At 65.8% G+C, this 16,264-nt stretch carries 14 protein-coding genes; 11 read left to right on the top strand and 3 right to left on the bottom strand.

What is annotated here, in order from left to right:
- Positions 1-30 precede the first annotated feature (30 nt).
- The 5 genes from BSY239_RS05520 (at position 31) to lapB (ending at position 5,825) form a co-directional block, all read left to right on the top strand.
- Positions 31-2,040, top strand: coding sequence for a bifunctional 3-phosphoshikimate 1-carboxyvinyltransferase/cytidylate kinase (locus BSY239_RS05520; RefSeq protein WP_069045965.1), 2,010 nt, complete (start codon positions 31-33; stop codon positions 2,038-2,040).
- A gap of 185 nt (positions 2,041-2,225) precedes the next feature.
- Positions 2,226-3,911 (top strand): 30S ribosomal protein S1, encoded by a 1,686-nt coding sequence (gene rpsA / locus BSY239_RS05515; RefSeq protein WP_069045964.1) that lies wholly within the window; start codon positions 2,226-2,228, stop codon positions 3,909-3,911.
- 93 nt (positions 3,912-4,004) lie between these two features.
- Positions 4,005-4,325, top strand: a complete 321-nt coding sequence (locus BSY239_RS05510) for an integration host factor subunit beta (protein ID WP_069048798.1) — start codon at positions 4,005-4,007, stop codon at positions 4,323-4,325.
- A gap of 59 nt (positions 4,326-4,384) precedes the next feature.
- Positions 4,385-4,690 (top strand): lipopolysaccharide assembly protein LapA domain-containing protein, encoded by a 306-nt coding sequence (locus BSY239_RS05505; protein ID WP_069045963.1) that lies wholly within the window; start codon positions 4,385-4,387, stop codon positions 4,688-4,690.
- Positions 4,680-5,825, top strand: a complete 1,146-nt coding sequence (gene lapB / locus BSY239_RS05500; protein WP_069045962.1) for a lipopolysaccharide assembly protein LapB — start codon at positions 4,680-4,682, stop codon at positions 5,823-5,825. The genes BSY239_RS05505 and lapB overlap by 11 nt, the downstream gene beginning before the upstream one ends.
- Positions 5,826-5,831: 6 nt before the next feature.
- On the opposite strand, the gene BSY239_RS05495 is transcribed toward lapB, so the two are convergent.
- Together BSY239_RS05495 and BSY239_RS05490 are read right to left on the bottom strand one after the other, a co-directional pair.
- Positions 5,832-9,422 (bottom strand): hydantoinase B/oxoprolinase family protein, encoded by a 3,591-nt coding sequence (locus BSY239_RS05495; RefSeq protein ID WP_069048797.1) that lies wholly within the window; start codon positions 9,420-9,422, stop codon positions 5,832-5,834.
- Between the two features lie 5 nt (positions 9,423-9,427).
- Positions 9,428-9,970, bottom strand: coding sequence for a winged helix DNA-binding protein (locus BSY239_RS05490; RefSeq protein ID WP_069045961.1), 543 nt, complete (start codon positions 9,968-9,970; stop codon positions 9,428-9,430).
- A 168-nt stretch (positions 9,971-10,138) separates the two neighbouring features.
- Between BSY239_RS05490 and BSY239_RS05485 the strand changes: the two genes are divergently transcribed.
- The 5 genes from BSY239_RS05485 to crcB all read left to right on the top strand — a co-directional run bounded on the left by BSY239_RS05485 (position 10,139) and on the right by crcB (position 14,507).
- A complete protein-coding gene (locus BSY239_RS05485; RefSeq protein ID WP_069045960.1) occupies positions 10,139-11,113 on the top strand; it encodes a TRAP transporter substrate-binding protein in 975 nt (324 codons plus the stop codon).
- A 130-nt stretch (positions 11,114-11,243) separates the two neighbouring features.
- Positions 11,244-11,747 carry a TRAP transporter small permease gene (locus BSY239_RS05480; RefSeq protein ID WP_069045959.1) on the top strand — a complete coding sequence of 168 codons (504 nt, stop codon included), beginning with the start codon at positions 11,244-11,246 and terminating at the stop codon, positions 11,745-11,747.
- Positions 11,740-13,035 (top strand): TRAP transporter large permease, encoded by a 1,296-nt coding sequence (locus BSY239_RS05475; RefSeq protein WP_069045958.1) that lies wholly within the window; start codon positions 11,740-11,742, stop codon positions 13,033-13,035. The genes BSY239_RS05480 and BSY239_RS05475 overlap by 8 nt, the downstream gene beginning before the upstream one ends.
- Positions 13,036-13,116: 81 nt before the next feature.
- Positions 13,117-14,103 carry a recombination-associated protein RdgC gene (locus tag BSY239_RS05470; RefSeq protein WP_069045957.1) on the top strand — a complete coding sequence of 329 codons (987 nt, stop codon included), beginning with the start codon at positions 13,117-13,119 and terminating at the stop codon, positions 14,101-14,103.
- Between the two features lie 11 nt (positions 14,104-14,114).
- Complete coding sequence (gene crcB / locus BSY239_RS05465; RefSeq protein ID WP_442905766.1) at positions 14,115-14,507, top strand: fluoride efflux transporter CrcB; 393 nt, start codon at positions 14,115-14,117, stop codon at positions 14,505-14,507.
- On the opposite strand, the gene BSY239_RS05460 is transcribed toward crcB, so the two are convergent.
- Positions 14,504-15,451, bottom strand: a complete 948-nt coding sequence (locus tag BSY239_RS05460) for a helix-turn-helix transcriptional regulator (RefSeq protein ID WP_069045956.1) — start codon at positions 15,449-15,451, stop codon at positions 14,504-14,506. The genes crcB and BSY239_RS05460 overlap by 4 nt on opposite strands.
- 78 nt (positions 15,452-15,529) lie before the next feature.
- On the opposite strand from BSY239_RS05460, the gene BSY239_RS05455 reads away from it, so the two are divergent.
- Positions 15,530-16,261 (top strand): NIPSNAP family protein, encoded by a 732-nt coding sequence (locus BSY239_RS05455; RefSeq protein WP_069045955.1) that lies wholly within the window; start codon positions 15,530-15,532, stop codon positions 16,259-16,261.
- Positions 16,262-16,264: the final 3 nt, after the last annotated feature.

Here is a 16,264-nt window from a genome sequence, read left to right as displayed (position 1 = left end):
GCTTCACGCGGCTTGTTCGCGTCACCGCGCATGTACTCCACTCCTTTCCTCGACCTCCCCCCGCTGGCCAGTGCCGGCGGCACCGTGCGCCTGCCGGGCTCCAAGAGCATTTCCAACCGGGTGCTGCTGCTCGCGGCCCTGAGCGAAGGCCACACCGACGTGGCCGATCTGCTGGACTCCGACGACACGCAGGTGATGCTGAATGCCTTGCGCCAGCTTGGCTGCCGCATTGAAACGCAACCGGATGGCGCCTTGCGCGTGCACGGTTTGGCCGGGGAACTTCCTGTGCGGCAGGCACGGCTGTTCCTGGGCAATGCCGGAACCGCCATGCGCCCGCTCACCGCGGCCCTGGCCCTGCTCGCGTCCACCCGTGGCGCGGCTTTCGAACTCAGCGGCGTGCCGCGCATGCACGAGCGGCCCATCGGCGACCTGGTGGATGCCTTGCGCCAACTTGGCTGCGCAGTGGACTGCCTGGGGCAGGAAGGCTACCCACCGCTCAAGCTCGGCACGGGTTCACCTCTGCCGCTGCAATTGGCGCAACCGATCCGCGTGCGGGGCGACGTCTCCAGTCAGTTCCTCACGGCCCTGCTGCTGGCGCTGCCGCTGGTGGCGCAACAGCAAGCCATCGTCATCGAGGTGGTGGGCGAACTGATTTCGCGGCCCTACATCGAGATCACGCTGAACCTGCTGTCGCGCTTCGGTGTGCAGGTACAACGCGACGGCTGGCAACGTTTCACCATCCCGGCCGGCAGCCGCTACCGTTCCCCCGGGCGCATCCCGGTGGAAGGCGACGCCTCGTCTGCCAGTTACTTCATCGCGCTGGGTGCCATCGCGCCCGGTACCCAAGGCATCACCATCGAAGGGGTCGGCCTCGCGTCCATGCAAGGCGACATCCGCTTTGTTGAAGCAGCCCGGCTCATGGGCGCCGAGATCACCGGCGAAGCCAACCGCCTTCACATCCGGCGCGGCGCGTGGCCACTCAAGGCCATCGACCTCGACTGCAACCACATCCCGGACGCGGCCATGACGCTGGCGGTGATGGCGCTCTATGCCGACGGCACCACCACGCTGCGCAACATCGCCAGTTGGCGCGTGAAGGAAACCGACCGCATCGCCGCCATGGCGAACGAATGCCGCAAGCTCGGCGCCACCGTCGAGGAAGGCGCGGATTTCATCCGCATCACGCCGCCCGACACTTGGCGAGCCGCCAGCATCCACACCTACGACGACCACCGCGTCGCGATGTGCTTCTCGCTCGCCGCTTTCAACCCGGCTGGTCTGCCGGTGCGCATTGAAGACCCGAAATGCGTGGGCAAGACCTTTCCCGACTATTTCGAGACCCTGTTCGAAGTCTGCAGCACGCCGGCGCAAGCCATCCCCGTCATCTGCATCGACGGCCCCACGGCCTCCGGGAAGGGGACCCTGGCCTCGGAAGTGGCGCAGCGCCTGGGTTATCACCTGCTCGATTCCGGTGCGCTCTACCGCGCCACGGCGCTCGCGGCACAGGACGCCGGCGTGTCGCTGGACGACGAGCCGGCCCTGGCCCGCCTCGCCGCACAGCTTCCACTGGCCTTCCGCGACCACAAGGTGTTTCTCGGCGGCCGCGACATCACCGATCCGCTGCGCCTGGAATCCACTGGCGGCATGGCGTCCCGGGTGTCGCAACACCTGGCGGTGCGAACCGCCCTGCACGCCTTGCAGCAGAGCTTCCGGAGACTGCCCGGCCTGGTGGCCGACGGGCGCGACATGGGCACGGTGATCTTCCCGGACGCGGTTTTGAAGGTCTTCCTGACCGCCACCGCCGAGCAACGCGCCCAACGGCGCCATAAGCAGTTGATTTCAAAGGGAATTGCTGCTAACATTGACAGTCTTTTGGCAGACTTGCGAGAACGTGATCTGAGGGACTCATCCCGCACACACGCGCCCCTCAAGCCCGCCGAAGATGCCTTGAAACTGGACAACTCCGAACTGGACATCGAGCAATCGGTGCAGGTGGTGATGAACTGGTGGCAGGGCAAAACGGCGTTCTCGGGGAACTGAGCGCGCTTGCACATTTGGCCCTGACGGCACAGCCGGGCGCTCCCAGCCCGCATGTCTGAAGGTTCTTTTCAACCAACCCCGCGGTGTTTCGCACCGCAATGTCAACGCCGCCCACACGTCGATCCCTGCGCAAACCGAGTCACCTTGGTTGAAGGCGCCGACGCTGAGTGGTTTTAGGAAATTCAATGTCTGAATCATTTGCCGCCCTGTTCGAAGAGTCCCTGAAACGCGCCGAAATGCGCTCGGGCGAAGTCATCACCGCTGAAGTCGTTCGCATCGAACACAGCCACGTGGTGGTCAACGCCGGTCTGAAGTCGGAAGCCTATGTGCCGCTGGCCGAATTCAAGAACGACCTGGGCGAACTCGAAGTGCAGGTGGGCGACTTCGTGTCGGTGGCCATCGACTCCGTTGAAAACGGTTTCGGCGACACCCTGCTGTCGCGCGACAAGGCCAAGCGCCTCGCCTCGTGGATGTCTCTGGAGAAAGCACTCGAGTCGGGCGAATTCGTCACCGGCACGACCTCCAGCAAGGTCAAGGGCGGCCTCAAGGTCATGGTCAACGGCATCAGCGCCTTCCTGCCAGGTTCGCTGGTCGACAGCCGTCCGACCAAGGATCTGACCCCCTACGAAAACAAGACCCTGGAATTCAAGGTCATCAAGCTCGACCGCAAGCGCAACAACGTGGTGCTGAGCCGCCGCGCCGTGGTGGAAGCCTCCATGGGCGAAGAGCGCGCCAAGCTGATGGACACCCTGAAAGAAGGCGCCATCGTTCACGGCGTGGTCAAGAACATCACCGAATACGGTGCGTTCGTGGACCTCGGCGGCATCGACGGCCTGCTGCACATCACCGACATGGCCTGGCGTCGTGTGCGCCACCCAAGCGAAGTGGTGCAGGCTGGCCAGGAAATCACCGCCAAGATTCTCAAGTTCGACACCGAGAAGCACCGCGTCTCGCTGGGTCTGAAGCAGATGGGCGATGACCCATGGATGGGCGTTGCCCGCCGCTACCCACAAAGCACCCGCATGTTCGGCAAGATCACCAACATCGCCGACTACGGCGCGTTCGTGGAACTCGAGCCAGGCATCGAAGGTTTGGTGCACGTGTCCGAAATGGACTGGACCAACAAGAACGTGGCCCCTTCCAAGCTGGTGTCGCTGGGCGACGAAGTCGAAGTCATGGTGCTCGACATCGACGAAGACAAGCGCCGCATCTCGCTGGGCATGAAGCAGTGCCGCGCCAACCCTTGGCACGAGTTTGCCGAAGCGACCAAGCGCGGTGACCGCGTCAAGGGCCCGATCAAGTCGATCACCGACTTCGGCGTGTTCGTGGGTCTGGCCGCCGGCATCGACGGTCTGGTTCACCTGTCCGACCTGTCCTGGAACGAAACCGGCGAAGCCGCCGTGCGCAACTACAAGAAGGGCCAGGAAGTCGAAGCGATCGTGCTGGCCATCGACGTGGAGCGCGAGCGCATCTCCCTGGGCATCAAGCAGCTCGACGGCGACCCGTTCACCACCTTCGCAGCGGTGAACGACAAGGGATCCATCGTGACCGGCAAGGTCAAGACCGTGGACGCCAAGGGCGCCGAGATCGACCTGGGTGAAGACGTGCTGGGCTACCTGCGCGCCAGCGAAATCAGCCGTGACCGTGTGGAAGACGCACGCAACATGCTGAAAGAAGGCGACGAAGTGACCACCGTGGTGGTGAACATCGACCGCAAGACGCGCAACATCCAGTTGTCCATCAAGGCCAAGGACGCCGCTGACCAGCAGGAAGCCATGGCAAGCCTGAGCCAGCAGTCCTCGCGCGAAAGCGCCGGCACCACCAGCCTGGGCGCCCTGCTGCGCGCCAAGCTGGACAACAACAACGGCTAAGCACGATTGCCGGCGCCTGGTCAGCCGCCCGCCTCACGGTGGGTGTCCTGACCAGGCGCCGGTTCTTGAATGCCCAAGTCCAAACCCGAACACATGACCCGCAGCGACCTCGTTGAAGCGTTGGCCAGCCGATTTGGTCAGCTGACGCACCGCGACGCCGAGTTTGCCGTCAAGGCCATCCTCGACGCCATGGGCGACGCCTTGGTCAAAGGCCACCGGATCGAGATCCGTGGTTTTGGCAGTTTTTCGGTCAATCGCCGATCGCCACGTGTGGGCCGCAACCCGCGTTCCGGCGAGAGCGTGATGATTCCCGAGAAGCGGGTGCCGCACTTCAAGCCGGGCAAAGCCCTGCGCGAGCAGGTGGACGCGAGGACGGCCGAGATTCTCGGGCTGGAACCGAAGAAACCGACGTGACGGCCGCTGCCCCGACAGCGACCTGATCGCTACAATCGCCCCACCACAAAGGGGACGATTTGAAATACCTGATGTGGCTGCTCAACGCAGCCATTTTTTTTGTGTTGTTCGCCTTCGCGCTGAACAACCAGGACAGCGTGACGCTCAACCTGTTCTTCGGCGCCAGCTGGCAGGCGCCACTGGTGCTTGTCATCCTGGTCGCGCTCGTGCTGGGCGTGTTTCTCGGTGTGCTGGTCATGCTGCCCCTGTGGCTGCGGGCCAAACGATCGCGGCGCCGCGCCGCCTCGGCCGCCGCAGCCAGCACCTCCTTCGACTCCGACTCCACCCTCTTTCCCGACCCCAGCGACCGCCGCCATGGACTTTGACTTCACCTGGCTGCTCTGGGGCCTCCCCCTGGCGTTCGCGGCGGGCTGGGCTGCGTCCCGCTTTGACCTGCGCCAGTTGCGCATGGAAAGCCGCCAAGCGCCGAAGGCCTACTTTCGCGGCCTCAACCACCTGCTCAACGAACAGCAGGACCAGGCGATCGACGCTTTCATTGAGGCCGTGCAGGGCGATCCCGACACCGCCGAACTGCACTTTGCGTTGGGCAACTTGTTTCGCCGCCGCGGCGACTACGACCGCGCGGTGCGTGTGCACGAGCACCTGCTCTCGCGCGCCGACCTGAGCAACAAGGACCGCGACCGCGCACAACACGCGCTGGCACTGGACTTCCTCAAGGCCGGCTTGCTGGACCGTGCCGAGGCCGCCCTCAACAAGTTGCAGGGCTCGGCGTTCGAGGGCGAAGCCTTGCTGGCGCTGTTGGGCATTTACGAGCGCTCGCGCGACTGGGCGCGGGCTCGGGAGATTGCAGAGCGCCTGGAAACGGCAGAGCAAGGCAGCTTCGCGCCGCGCCTTGCGCACTACCTGTGCGAACAGGCCGACATCGCCCAGCGCGCGGGTGACGCAGCGAGTGCCCTCACCTTGCTGAATGAAGCCGTGCAGCGCGCACCCCAGCTGGCCCGTGGCTGGATGGCGCTCTCGGCACTGCGCGCGCAGACGGGCGATGCCTCGGTGGCTTTCGACGCACTGGTTCAACTCAATCGCCACGCTCCGCAATACCTGCCCTTGGCTGCGCAGCAGTTTGCCGAGCTGGCGCGCCAGAGCGGGCGCGAAGCCGAGGCTGTGGCGCTGCTGCAAGCCAGCCACGATCGGGCCGCTTCGGTGGACGTGACAGAGGCACTGGCCTCGCTCAGTCCGGACCCGCAAGCAGCGAGGGCCCGATACCTGAACCATCTGGAACGCGAGCCGTCATTGGTGATCACGTCCCAATGGCTGGCGGGCGAAACCATGTCCGACGCTTCGGCTCAAGCCAGCGTGAAGCGGGCGCTGGAACAGGCCAGCGGGCCACTCAAGCGCTACCGCTGCGCGGCCTGCGGCTTCGAGGCGCGCCAGCATTTCTGGCAGTGTCCCGGTTGCCAGGCCTGGGACAGCTACCCGGCTCGGCGAGTCGAAGAGCTGTAACGCCGCTCAGACCTGTCCATAGCCGCCGCCACCCGGCGTGTGGATCTCGAAGATGTCGCCGGGTTTCATCTCGGCCTGGCCGATGTGGTCCAACGCTTCGACCGAGCCGTCTGAACGCACCACGCGGTTGATGCCCACCTGCCCGGCCTGCCCACCCGCCATGCCGAAGGCGCCATGCACGCGGCCGTTGGACAGGATGCTGGCGGTCATGTCTTCCAGAAAGCGCACGCGGCGCACGCCGCCGTGGCCACCCATCCAGTGGCCGGCACCGCCCGAGCCTTCGCGGATCTCGTAACTCTCCAGCCGCACCGGAAAACGGAACTCCAGCACCTCGGGGTCGGTCAGTCGCGAGTTGGTCATGTGGGTCTGCACCACGCTCGTGCCGTCGAAGCCATCGCCCGCCCCGCTGCCACCCGAGATTGTTTCGTAGTACTGGTGCTTCGCGTTGCCGAAGGTGAAGTTGTTCATGGTGCACTGGCTTGCCGCCATCACGCCGAGCGCGCCGTACAGCGCGTTGGTGATGCAGCTGGAGGTCTCCACGTTGCCCGCCACCACCGAGGCCGGTGGGTTGGGGTTGAGCATGGAGCCCGGCGGAATGATGACCTTGAGCGGCTTCAAACAACCCGCGTTGAGCGGGATGTCGTCGTCCACCAGCGTTCGGAACACGTACAGCACGGCCGCCATGCACACCGCGGTGGGCGCGTTGAAGTTGTTGGGTTGCTGGGCCGAGGTGCCCGTGAAGTCGATCTCGGCGCTGCGTTGCACCGCATTCACCCGCACCGCCACCTGGATCTGCGCGCCGTTGTCCAGCGGCAGCGTGAAGGCTCCGTCCTTCAGGCGCGTGATCACGCGGCGCACCGACTCCTCGGCGTTGTCCTGCACGTGGCGCATGTAAGCCTGCACCACGTCCAGGCCAAACTGCTCGACCATCTTGCGCAGCTCCTGCACGCCCTTCTCGTTCGCGGCAATCTGCGCCTTGAGATCGGCCATGTTCTGCTGTGGGTTGCGGCTGGGGAATTCACCACTCTGCAGCAGCGCCACCATCTCGACCTCGCGCAGCACGCCGCGGTCCACCAGTTTCACGTTGTTGATCTGCACGCCCTCCTCTTCGATGCGCGTGGAAAACGGCGGCATGGAGCCCGGCGTGGTGCCGCCGATGTCGGCGTGGTGACCACGTGACCCCACATAAAACGTCGGCTCGCCGCTCAGGTACACCGGCGTGATCACGGTCACGTCGGGCAGGTGCGTGCCGCCGTGGTACGGGTCGTTGAGCGCGTACACGTCGCCCGGCTGCATCTTTCCTGCGTTCTCGCGGATCACGGTCTTGATGCTCTCGCCCATGGAGCCCAGGTGCACCGGCATGTGCGGTGCGTTGGCGATCAGGTTGCCTTGCGCATCGAACAGCGCGCAGGAAAAGTCGAGCCGCTCCTTGATGTTGACCGAGTAGGCCGTGTTCTGCAGCTGCAGACCCATCTGTTCGGCGATGTTCATGAACAGGTTGTTGAACACTTCCAGCAGCACCGGATCGACCGTGGTGCCCACAGCGTAGGTCACGCTGCGCGGAATGCGTCGGTCGAGCACCAGATGGTCGAGTGCGGTGAGCACAGCTTCCCAGCCCGGCTCGACCACGGTGGTGGCGTTCTTCTCGGCAATGATGGCCGGGCCAGGGATCACGTCACCCGGGCGCAGGTCTTCGCGCACCACCAGCGCGGCCTCCAGCCACTGACCCCCCGAGTACATGCGCACGGTTTCGCGCCGGGGCACCTCGCGCGCTTCGTGTGTGTCGAAGCGCGGTTCCTTGGGTGCCACGCCCGGCACCACCGCTTCCACAGAAACGGCCTCCACCACCAGGCGCTTGCCCTGCATGAGGAACGCAAAGCGCTGTCGGTACGCAGCTTCAAAGCCGGCCTGAATCGCGTCCAGCGTGCCGTGCGGCACCACCAGGGCCGCGTCGCTTCCCTCGTAGCGCACATGCACCCGCTGGTGCACCGTGACCGCGCCCACGTTGACCTGCTGGCGTCCCAGCTCGGCCTGCGCGGCCTCGCCCAGCGCCTGCAACTTCTCGGCAATCGACGGCAGCGCCTCCTGCGACAAGGGCAGCTCCACCGCCTGCTCGCGAATCGCATTCTGGTCGGCCAGGCCCATGCCGTAGGCACTGAGCACACCCGCCAGCGGGTGCACGAACACGCGCGTCATGCCCAGCGCATCGGCCACCAGGCAGGCGTGTTGACCACCCGCGCCACCGAAGCACTGCAAGGTGTAGCGCGTCACGTCGTAGCCCCGCGCCACCGAGATCTTCTTGATCGCGTTGGCCATCTGCTGTACGGCGATGTTGATGAAACCCTCGGCCACGTCGGCGGCCTCGCGCCCGGTCTGCGTGGCCAGCGCGTTGAACTTCGCCTGCACGGCTTCAGCGCTCAGCGCTTCATCGGCCTTGGGGCCAAACACCTTGGGAAAGTGGCGCGGCTGGATCTTGCCGAGCATCACGTTGGCATCGGTCACGGCCAGCGGCCCGCCCCGGCGGTAGCTGGCCGGCCCGGGGTTCGCACCGGCGCTCTCGGGGCCCACGCGAAAGCGCGCGCCGTCGAAGGACAGCAGCGACCCGCCCCCCGCGGCCACCGTGTGGATGCTCATCATGGGCGCGCGCATGCGCACACCCGCCACCTGGGTTTCAAACTCGCGCTCGAACTGACCGGCGTAGTGCGACACGTCGGTGGAGGTGCCGCCCATGTCGAAGCCGATCACCTTGTCATGACCCGCCAGGCCGGCCGTGCGCGCCATGCCCACGATGCCACCGGCGGGGCCGGACAGGATGGCGTCCTTGCCCTGGAATGCGTGGGCATCGGTGAGACCACCCGAGGACTGCATGAAGAACAGCTTGACGCCCGGCATGTCGCCTGCCACCTGCTCCACGTAGCGGCGCAAGATGGGCGAGAGGTAAGCGTCGACCACGGTGGTGTCGCCCCGGCTCACGAACTTCATCATCGGGCTGGTCTCGTGCGAGGTGCTCACCTGCGTGAAACCCAGCTCGCGCGCGATGCGTGCCGCCGCCTGCTCGTACGCGGTGAAGCGGTAACCGTGCATGAACACAATGGCCACGCTGCGCAGGCCGCGAGCGTGCGCCGCCTGCAGATCGGCACGCAGAGCGGCCTCGTTCAGCGCCTGCAACACATCGCCCTGGGCACCGAGCCGCTCCTGCGCCTCGATCACCTCGCTGTAGAGCAATTCGGGCAACACGATGCGCCGATCAAACAGGCGCGGGCGGTTCTGGTAGGCGATGCGCAAGGCGTCGCGGAAACCGCGCGTGGTCACCAGCAGCGTGGGCTCGCCCTTGCGCTCCAGCAGCGCATTGGTGGCCACGGTGGTGCCCATCTTCACGCACTCCACCTGCTGCGGGGTGACCGGCTCACCCGGCTTCAGGCCCAGCAGGTGGCGGATGCCGGCCACCGCCGCGTCGCGGTACTGCTCGGGATTTTCGGACAGCAGCTTGTGCGTGATGAGCGTGCCGTCGGGACGCTTCGCCACGATGTCGGTGAAGGTGCCGCCGCGGTCGATCCAGAACTGCCAGCGGGGGTCGATGTGGGTGGTCGTCGTCATGGTGTTCACAAAGATGCGGCAGAGCGGGCTGCCTGGTCGTAGATGCCGGAGAGCACGCGCAGCAGGCGCGCTAGCTCTCCGATGTCGTGGTTGAGTGCGTCGTCGGCCTTGAGCGCATTGATCAGGCAGCTGTCGCGGATCTCGCGGTAGCGCGTCACATACGCCTTGCCAGCTTCGGTGGGACCGTAGGTGACTTCCTTGCCGTTCTTGCTGGAGATCACCACACCCAGGCCTTGCAACTTCTTCAAGGCGTAGTTGATGAGGTGGGTGTCTTCCACGTTCATGATGAAGGCGATGTCGGCCAGGCGCTTGTCGCGCGCACGGTGCGTCACGTGGTGCAGCACCAGCACGTCCAGCGCCGTGAGGTCCTTCAGACCGGCCGCACTCATGCAGTGCACCACCCAGCGGTGAAACGCGTTGCCCGAGACGATGAGACCGAATTCGAACTCGCTCATCTCCGCGCTGTGGGGCGACACCAGGTGCGCCGACGACACGATGGGCTGCGATGGTGCAGTGGCTGGCTTGGTGCTTGCTTTGGTACGGGCCATGGTTGGGATGCCTTGATGAGGTGCGGCGCAGTTTATGTTTTTTGCTGACGATTTGCCAATAATTTGTTGACATATAGGGAAAACACCGATCACACTTCGTCCGCTCGCCGATAGAGTCCATCCGCCGCCCTGTCCTTCAGTTCCCTTCAATCCAACGGAGCCTTCAACATGAAACGTCGCCTGTTCAGCGTCACCCTGGCCGCCTCTGCACTGGCCCTGAGCCTGCCCGCCACCGCCCAGACCAAATGGGATCTGCCGGCCGCCTACCCGGCCACCAACTTCCACTCCGTCAACCTCGCCACCTTCGCGGCCGACGTGGACAAAGCCACCGGCGGCAAGTTGCAGATCACCGTGCACCCCGGCGCATCGTTGTTCAAGGCGCCCGAGATCAAGCGCGCCGTGCAAGGCGGGCAAGCCCAGATCGGCGAGATCCTGCTGGCCGCCTACCAGAACGAATGGCAGATGTTCGGCGCCGACGGCCTGCCGTTCCTGGCCACCAGCTACGCCGACTCGATGAAGCTGTACCAGGCGCAAAAGCCCATTCTGGAAAAGAAGCTGGCCGAACAAGGCATGACCTTGCTCTACACCGTGGCCTGGCCACCGCAGGGCATCTACAGCAAGAAGCCCGTGACCAGCGCGGCCGACCTCAAGGGCAGCAAGTGGCGCGCGTACAGCCCGGCCACCTCACGCATCGCCGAACTGGTGGGCGCCCAGCCCGTCACCGTGCAGGCCGCCGAGCTGTCGCAAGCGCTGGCCACCGGTGCCGTCGAGGCCAACATGACCTCAGGCGCGACCGGCGTGGACAGCAAGCTGTATGAGCACCTGAAGTACTACTACGACGTGCAGGCCTGGCTGCCCAAGAACGCGATCATCGTGAACAAGCGCGCCTTCGATGCGCTGGACAAGCCCACGCAGGACGCGCTGCGCAAAGCCGGTGCCGACGCCGAAGCGCGCGGCTGGGCCGCTTCGCAAAAGGTCAACACCGACACGCTGGCCATCCTCAAGACCAACGGCATGGCGGTGGAGCCACCCTCGGCCGCGCTCAAGGCCGACATGCAGAAAGTGGGCGAGACCATGCTCAAGGAATGGCTGGACAAAGCCGGTCCTGACGGCCAGGCCATGCTCGACGCGTATAAAAAGTAACACCCCCGCCGCGCTCCGCGCGACCCCCTCCAGGGGGCGGCACCTGCGGCCTGGCAGAGCCAGTTCCGCGGTGCCCGCTGGGTTGGGCCCGGGCATGCGCAACGGGTCGTTCATCTGAAGTCATTCCCCCATGCGCAAATTCCTCGATTCCCTCTACCTCGGCGCGGCCTGGCTGGCCGCGCTGTTCATGATCGGCGTGCTGGTCATGGTGTTGCTCTCCATGCTGGGGCGCATGCTCCAGTTCTACGTGCCCGGCACCGACGCCTACGCCGGCTACGCGATGGCCGGCGCGGGCTTTCTGGCGCTGGCGCACACGCTCAAGAGCGGCGAACACATCCGCGTGACGCTGATCATCGGCAAGCTCACGGGCGGCGCCCGGCGCGGGCTGGAGCTGTGGTCGCTCTCGGTGGCGGTGTTGCTGGCCGGCCTGCTCGCGTTTTACGCCTGGCGCCTGTCGTGGCAATCGCATCAGTTCCACGACATCTCCACCTCGGCCGACGCCACGCCGTTGTGGATTCCGCAGATCCTCATGGCCGTGGGCACCACGGTAATGCTGATCGCCTTCATTGACGAGTGGGTGCTGGAATTCCAGCGCAAACGCTCACACGACAGCGTGGAGACCCGCCATGAATGAACTGCTCGTCACCTCGCTGCTGATCGTGGCGCTGTTTGCCCTGCTGGGCAGCGGCGTGTGGATCGGCCTCACGCTAGCGGGCGTGGCCTGGATCGGCATGGAGATGTTTTCGTCGCGCCCTGCGGGCGATGCCATGGCCATCACCATCTGGGGCTCGGCCAGCAGCTGGACGCTGACCGCCTTGCCGCTGTTCGTGTGGATGGGCGAGATCCTGTTCCGCACCAAGTTGTCGGAAAGCATGTTCCGGGGTCTCGCACCCTGGGTCAACGCATTGCCGGGCCGGCTGCTGCACACCAACATCCTGGGCAGCACCATCTTTGCGGCGGTCTCGGGCTCGTCGGCCGCCACCTGCGCCACCATCGGCAAGATGAGCATCCCCGAGCTCACCAAGCGGGGCTATCCGCCGGAGAAGATCGTCGGCTCGCTCGGTGGCGCCAGCACGCTGGGCCTGCTGATTCCGCCCTCGATCATCATGATCGTCTACGGCGTGGCGGCCGAGGTGTCGATCGCAAAGCTGTTCGTGGCAGGTGTCTTGCCCGGCCTCATGCTGGCGGGCCTGTTCAGCGGCCACCTGATGATCTGGGCCCTGCTCAACCCGAAACAGGTGCCCAAGAGCGACGTGAACATGACGCTGGCGCAGAAGCTGAGCGAGTCGCGCCACCTGATCCCCGTGATCCTGCTCATCGGCGGTGTCATCGGCACCATCTACACCGGCATCGCCACCGCCACCGAAGCGGCGGCCGTGGGCGTGGTGGGCGCACTCATCCTCTCGGGCGCGCAGGGCTCGCTCACCCGGGCCACGTTCGCCAGTTCGCTGCTGGGTGCCACGCGCCTGTATTGCATGATCGCGCTGATCCTCGCGGGTGCGGCCTTCCTCACGCTGGCCATGGGCTACATCGGACTGCCACGGCACCTGGCCGAGTTCGTCACCAGCCTGGGGCTCTCACCCGGGGTGCTGCTGCTGGCACTGGCGCTGTTCTACATCGTGCTGGGCTGTTTTCTGGACGGCATCTCCATGATCGTGCTGACCATGGGCGTGATCCTGCCCACGGTCACCGCCGCCGGCATCGACCTGATCTGGTTCGGCATCTTCGTGGTGATCGTGGTCGAGATGGCACAGATCACGCCGCCCGTGGGTTTCAACCTGTTTGTGCTGCAAGGCATGACCAAACGCGAGATCACCTGGATCGCCAAGGTCTGCATGCCCTACTTCTTCCTGATGGTGCTGGCCATCATGCTGTTGTGGTGGTTTCCGCAAATCGTGACCTGGCTGCCCTCCCGGATGTGACGCCGCCATCCCCTAAGATGCAAGGCCCGCCACGAACACCGTGGCGGGCCTTTTCTTTTCTGCAGATCAACAAGGATTTCCGTGTTCAAGAATGTGACGATCTACCGCATCGCGCCCGGCTGGAGCGCGACGGTGGCAGACATGGAGGCCGCGCTCGACGCGGCCCGCTTCAAGCCCTGCGGCGCCACGCAGGACAAATCGGTCGGTTGGGTGGAACCGCGCGGCGAGGCCCATGGCCCGCTGGTGGAGTCGGTGGCAGGGCAGCGCATCCTCAAGCTCCAGATCGAGACCAAGGGTGTGCCCGGCTCGGTGGTGAAAAAGAAGGCGCAGGAAGAAGCCGACCACATCGAGGCCACCACCGGCCGCAAGCCCGGCAAGAAGGAAACAAAAGCCCTGCGCGAAGACGCGCTGCTGTCTCTGCTGCCCCAGGCGTTTGCGCGGCAGATGAACGTGTGGGTGTGGATCGATCTGGAGAACGGCTGGCTGGTGACCGACGCCAGCAGCCAGGGCAAACTCGACGAGGTGGTAACGGCCCTGGTGCGCGCCTTTGACGGCCTCGTCATCACCCTGCTGCAGACCGCCGTGACGCCACAGACCGCCATGACGCAATGGTTGTCTGCCACCACGCCGGACGAATGGCCGGGCGGCTTCGCGGTGGAACGCGAATGCGAGCTGAAATCGGGCGACGAGGAAAAGTCGTCGGTGAAATTCACCCGCCACAACCTCGCCACCGACGAGGTGCGCCAGCACATCACCGAGGGCAAACTGCCCACGCGCCTGGCGCTGAGCTGGGAAGGCCGCATCGGCTTCCTGCTCACGGAATCGCTGCAGCTGAAAAAGATCAACTTCCTCGAAGGCGTGTTCGACGGCCGGCCCGACGAAGGTGAGAACGGTTTTGACGCCGACGTGGCCCTGTCCACCGGCGAGCTGCAGAAGCTGCTGCCCGAACTGGTGGAAGCGTTGGGTGGCGAGATGGCCTTTGGTGCCGCGCCCGCCGGTGACGCTGCGGCTGCGCCCCAACCCGCCGGCGTGACCGCCGACAGCGGCGACGAAGGCCCGCCCTTCTGAATCCCTGAGCGATGAACACCCTGCCCAGCGTCATCGCCATCTGCCTGGGCGCCTGCGTGGGCGCGCTGGCCCGCTGGCGGCTGGGCCTTTGGCTCAGCGCCCCCGGCGCATTGCTGCCCTGGGGAACGCTGGCGGCCAACTGGATCGGTGCCTACGCCATCGGCCTGGCTTTCGCGTTCTTCCACGCACTGCCGCAACTGGACCCGGTCTGGCGACTGGCCATCGTCACCGGGCTGCTGGGCGCGCTCACCACCTTCTCCACGTTTTCCATCGAAGTGATCACGCTGCTGCAACAAGGCCGCGTGCTGATGGCCGGCGGTGTGGCGGGGCTGCACCTGTTCGGCTCGCTGCTGCTGACCTGGCTCGGCCTGCGCACAGCCGCTCTCTGGTGGTCGCCCGCCTAGGGCCGGTACAAGGCCAGCACCGAGCCCGCCTGCTGCGCCATGCGTTCGAGCAGTGCGGGAGGCGCCAACACCTCGATTTCATCGCCTAAGGCGAGCAACTGCCGAGCGCCCTGCTCGATGGACTCCACGCGGATCGTGATTTCATCACCGGCCTGATCGGAGAAGGGGATTCGTGCATTGGCCAGCCATGTCATGCAACGCGCCGACGCGCGCACGCGCACGGCCAGGGATCGCAGCTCCGATTCGAAACGCGCGGCCGAAGCCAGCCAGACGCGGGCGAGATCAAAGTCCCTGGGGCGCCTGAAGCTGGCCCCCACGGTCAATCCGAGCACGCTGGCCAACCGGTAGGTGCGCACACCGTCCCCCCGGGTTGGGGTGTCCACCGCGCTTGCCACCAGGTACCAGGCGCCCGCCTTGAGCACCAGTCCCAAAGGCTCCAGCGTGCGCTGCGTCTTGCCACGCCAGCTCTCGTAACGCACCTCGATGCGCCGCGCGCGCCAGACCGCATCGGCCGCCTCGCGCAGGAAACGCGGCGCGTCCTGCGTGCGGTACCAGTCCACCGGGTCGATGTGCAGACGCTGGCCCACACGCTCGGCCTGTTCGCGCCACTCGCCGGGCAGGCTGGCCACCATTTTCAGGCGGGCCGACGCGGCAGCAGCACCCAGGCCCAGCTCGGTGGCCGCCCCGGGCAGGCCGGCGAGCAACAGCGCGTTGGCCTCGGGTTCGGTCATGCCGGTCAGTTGCGTGCTCCAGCCTTCGCGCAACTGAAAACCACCCTGGCGACCGCGCTCGCCCCAGATCGGCACGCCGGCCGCCGAGAGCTGGTCGATGTCGCGCAGCACCGTGCGTTCAGACACCTCCAGGTTCTGCGCCAAGGCACCCGCCGTCAAACGGCCGCGCGCCTGCAGCAGCATCAGGATGGAGAGCAGGCGGCTGGCTTTCATGCATCCAATTTAAACATGACAAGAGGTGTCAGGTAATGCGACGGATCATCGGCTCACCCTTTCAAGGAGCCTTGCACCATGACCTTCACACCCATCGAATCGCCGCTGGTTGAACTGCGCCGCTACAGGCTGCACCCCGGCCAGCGCGACACCTTGATCGATCTCTTCGATCGCGAATTCGTCGAACCCCAGGAGGCACTGGGCATGCGCGTGATCGGCCAGTTCCGCGAGCTGGACGACCCGGATCGTTTCGTCTGGCTGCGCGGTTTTGCGGACATGCCCGCACGGCGCGCCGCGCTGGAAGCGTTCTACGGCGGTCCCGTCTGGCTCGATCACCGCAACGCGGCCAACGCCACCATGGTCGACTGGCGCGATGTGTTCCTGCTGCGCCCGGCCTGGCCCGGAGCGGGCATCGACAACTGGCCCGGCGAACGCGCAACGCCGGGGGCCACCGGCATCTCGCCCGGCCTGCTGGATGCCACTGTGTTCCCCCTGCGCCAGCCCGCCAGCGACGAGCTCCTGGCCGTGTGCCGGGACGTGCTCTCGCCCGTGCTGCGACAGGGTGGTGCGCGCCGCATGGCCTGGTACGTCAACGAGACGCGGCCCAACGACTTTGCGCAACTGCCGGTGCGCGAAAGCGAGCCGGTGCTGGTGGGCCTGGCACTGTTCGACGACCTCGCCAGCTTCGAGGCCTTTGCCCGCAGCGGTGCCTGGACGCGCGACGCACAACCGGCGCTGACACCCTGGCTGGCGGGCTCCGCTGAAAGCCACCGCCTCGTTCCCACCGCACGCTCGGCCCTGCACGCATGAAGG

Source organism: Hydrogenophaga sp. RAC07, assembly GCF_001713375.1.
GTDB lineage: Bacteria > Pseudomonadota > Gammaproteobacteria > Burkholderiales > Burkholderiaceae_C > Hydrogenophaga.
Note: the sequence above shows the minus strand (reverse complement) of the source record. Positions and strands in the feature narration are given on the sequence as shown.

What these genes read in the sequence shown, in the direction of transcription:
- BSY239_RS05520 (WP_069045965.1), top strand. Translation starts at nt 31, where the DNA reads ATGTACTCCACTCCTTTCCTCGACCTCCCCCCGCTGGCCAGTGCCGGC.
- rpsA (WP_069045964.1), top strand. Translation starts at nt 2,226, where the DNA reads ATGTCTGAATCATTTGCCGCCCTGTTCGAAGAGTCCCTGAAACGCGCC.
- BSY239_RS05510 (WP_069048798.1), top strand. Translation starts at nt 4,005, where the DNA reads ATGACCCGCAGCGACCTCGTTGAAGCGTTGGCCAGCCGATTTGGTCAG.
- lapB (WP_069045962.1), top strand. Translation starts at nt 4,680, where the DNA reads ATGGACTTTGACTTCACCTGGCTGCTCTGGGGCCTCCCCCTGGCGTTC.
- BSY239_RS05495 (WP_069048797.1), bottom strand. Translation starts at nt 9,422, where the DNA reads ATGACGACGACCACCCACATCGACCCCCGCTGGCAGTTCTGGATCGAC.
- BSY239_RS05490 (WP_069045961.1), bottom strand. Translation starts at nt 9,970, where the DNA reads ATGGCCCGTACCAAAGCAAGCACCAAGCCAGCCACTGCACCATCGCAG.
- BSY239_RS05485 (WP_069045960.1), top strand. Translation starts at nt 10,139, where the DNA reads ATGAAACGTCGCCTGTTCAGCGTCACCCTGGCCGCCTCTGCACTGGCC.
- BSY239_RS05480 (WP_069045959.1), top strand. Translation starts at nt 11,244, where the DNA reads ATGCGCAAATTCCTCGATTCCCTCTACCTCGGCGCGGCCTGGCTGGCC.
- BSY239_RS05475 (WP_069045958.1), top strand. Translation starts at nt 11,740, where the DNA reads ATGAATGAACTGCTCGTCACCTCGCTGCTGATCGTGGCGCTGTTTGCC.
- crcB (WP_442905766.1), top strand. Translation starts at nt 14,115, where the DNA reads ATGAACACCCTGCCCAGCGTCATCGCCATCTGCCTGGGCGCCTGCGTG.
- BSY239_RS05460 (WP_069045956.1), bottom strand. Translation starts at nt 15,451, where the DNA reads ATGAAAGCCAGCCGCCTGCTCTCCATCCTGATGCTGCTGCAGGCGCGC.
- BSY239_RS05455 (WP_069045955.1), top strand. Translation starts at nt 15,530, where the DNA reads ATGACCTTCACACCCATCGAATCGCCGCTGGTTGAACTGCGCCGCTAC.